Source organism: Curtobacterium sp. B8, assembly GCF_000333315.1.
Classification (GTDB): domain Bacteria; phylum Actinomycetota; class Actinomycetes; order Actinomycetales; family Microbacteriaceae; genus Curtobacterium; species Curtobacterium luteum.
Genome location: NZ_BACW01000548.1, coordinates 1 through 2,292, shown reverse-complemented (window position 1 = coordinate 2,292; position 2,292 = coordinate 1). Strand labels below are relative to the sequence as shown.

General features: G+C 70.4%; 3 protein-coding genes. 1 reads left to right on the top strand and 2 read right to left on the bottom strand.

The window, feature by feature from the left end:
• Window positions 1–17: 17 nt before the first annotated feature.
• Entirely contained in the window at window positions 18–557 is a 540-nt protein-coding gene (locus tag I59_RS14795; RefSeq protein ID WP_083882158.1) for a very short patch repair endonuclease, read from the bottom strand.
• 97 nt (window positions 558–654) lie between these two features.
• On the bottom strand, window positions 655–945 hold the full coding sequence (locus I59_RS23630; protein ID WP_261976590.1) for a hypothetical protein: 291 nt from the start codon (window positions 943–945) through the stop codon (window positions 655–657).
• A 472-nt stretch (window positions 946–1,417) separates the two neighbouring features.
• Here I59_RS23630 and I59_RS14785 point away from each other — a divergent pair.
• A partial coding sequence (locus tag I59_RS14785; RefSeq protein ID WP_022904535.1) for an ADP-ribosylglycohydrolase family protein occupies window positions 1,418–2,292 on the top strand: 875 nt, incomplete at its 3' end.

Genomic DNA, 2,292 nt, shown 5'->3' with positions numbered 1-2,292 from the left:
ACTGGTGCTTCACGTGATCAATCCATCATTTCGCCGTTTTGCCATTCGTTGCCAAGACGCGGCACCCCTCGTTCGGATTCTGGTCGAGACGCTGCGGGAGCGGCCCGCGGCGCGTGGAATCGCGGTTGCTGTTGGTGGACCACGGCGCTCCGGTGAACGAGAACTCCCTCGATCTCGTCCGCCGCGGGACTCGGGTTCTCGTGCTCCCAGAACCGCAGCACCCGCCATCCCTCGGACACGAGGATCGCCTCGTTCTGCGCGTCCCGCCGACGATTCGCCAGCAGCTTCCGACGCCAGAGCTCGGCGTTCGCCTTCGGGAGGTGCGCGTGCTCCTCGCAGTAGTGCCAGAAACACCCGTCGACGAACACGGCTACGCGTGCGCGCGGGAAGACCAGGTCGGGCCGCACCCGACACTGTTTGCTCACCTGGCGGTCCACGAAGAAGCGTCGCCCGCGGCGGTGGAGTTCACGCCGCAGGGCGAGCTCGGGCGCTGTGTCCCGTCGGCCGAAGCGCGCCATGTGCCGCCGTCGAGCATCGTCCGCATCCCAGTGCTCCATCACGAGCAGTGTCGTCGCACGGGAGCGCGTCCGACGAGCGGTGCCGTCGGGTTGTGGTGAAGCGGCCGAACGACCTGACTGTGCAGGAACGAGATCGCTACCGACGATCGTGCCGCCGGTACATCCCCGCCGGCTTCCCCGGCCCCTCCGCCCGCTTCTCCTCCGTCGCCACGAGCCTCGGCAGCATCGCCCTCCGGAACGAGTCCGGCTGCAACGCCCGCCCCGCCACGGCCTCGTGCACCCGCCGCAGCTCGGTCATCGTGAACGGCTCCGCCACGAGCCCCCGTGGGTCCGGCGCCGCACTGTAGAGCGCCCGCAACGAGCCCACCGCGAACGCCACGATCTCGTCGTGCCCGTGCACCATCCCCGCCGCGTCGTCGACTGGCACGAGCCGCGCCCGCGACGCATCGAGAGCACCAGACAGCGATGGAGCCGGCACCACGTCGAGGTGCGCCACCGACAACACCCACCCCCGACTGTCCCGTGCGGGATCGTCAACACGTGCAACTGCGACGGTGCCAGCCCGGTCACGCCCGCCTTGTCGGACAGTGATCGCAACACGGCCGAAGCCAGCCGCTCGCCCTCGTGCACGAACGTCCCCGGCAGTCGCCAGTCCCCGTCGGCGGCATCGCGCACCTGCAACACCGACAGCGGTTCCCCCACAGGCACCGTCAGGACCGCTGTGTCCACAGCCACTGATGGCCGCGGGTAGTCGACCAGGCGTTTGCCGGAAGGATCGCGGTACGAAGACGAAGTCACGACGCCGAGTTTACGCACGCTTGCGTAAATCACGATGAGATGGAACAGTGGAACTCGGTTAGCGCAGAACCGCGCAAACCTCGACCGGAAGGCAGGCGGCCATGAACACCACCACCCGCGACCGCGCGATCGGCGCTGTCCTCGGCTCCGCCGCCGGCGACGCCCTCGGTGCCGGCTACGAGTTCCGCCCCGTCGTCCCCGAACCCACCCCGATCCGGATGGCCGGCGGCGGCTCCTTCGGCTGGGCGCCGGGGGAGTGGACCGACGACACGAGCATGGCCGTCCCGATCCTCCGCACCCTCGCTCGCGGCGGCGACCCCGCCAGTGAGGTCGCCCTCGACGGCCTGGTGGCGGCCTGGGCAGACTGGGCACGGACCGCGCCCGACGTCGGCATCCAGACGCGCAACGTCTTGACCGGCCTGGAGGTCCGTACCGCCGTGAGCGCGCGGGCCGCGGCCCGGCAGGAACACGAGTTCCGAGGGCGTTCGGCGGGCAACGGCTCGCTCATGCGGACGGCGCCGCTGGTGCTCGGCTACCTGACGGGAGCGGTCGACGAGGAGCTCCGGTTGGCGGAGGCCGCGCGGGCCATCAGTGACCTCACACACTACGAGTCTGACGCGGGGGATGCGTGCGCGCTCTGGTGTGTGGCGATCCGGGAGGCGGTGCTCACGGGCGAGCTCGACGTCATGGCGGGCCTCGACCTGCTCGACCTCGACAAGCGGCGGATCTGGGTCGACCGGATCGTGACGGCGGAGCACTCGGAGCCGGTCGACTTCACGGACTCGAACGGCTGGGTGGTGTCCGCGTTCCAGGCTGCGTACGCGGCGGTCAGACGGAGCACGAGCCTCGAGGACGCCCTCGTCCGCGCGGTCCGCACCGGCAACGACACGGACACGGTGGCGGCGATCGCGGGTGGGCTCGCGGGCGCGCTCTACGGAGCGAGTGCGCTCCCGGCCGAGTGGCGTGAGCTGCTGCA

Excerpts from the sequence above, each read along its gene's own strand:
- I59_RS14795 (WP_083882158.1), bottom strand. The coding sequence starts at position 557 with ATGGAGCACTGGGATGCGGACGATGCTCGACGGCGGCACATGGCGCGC.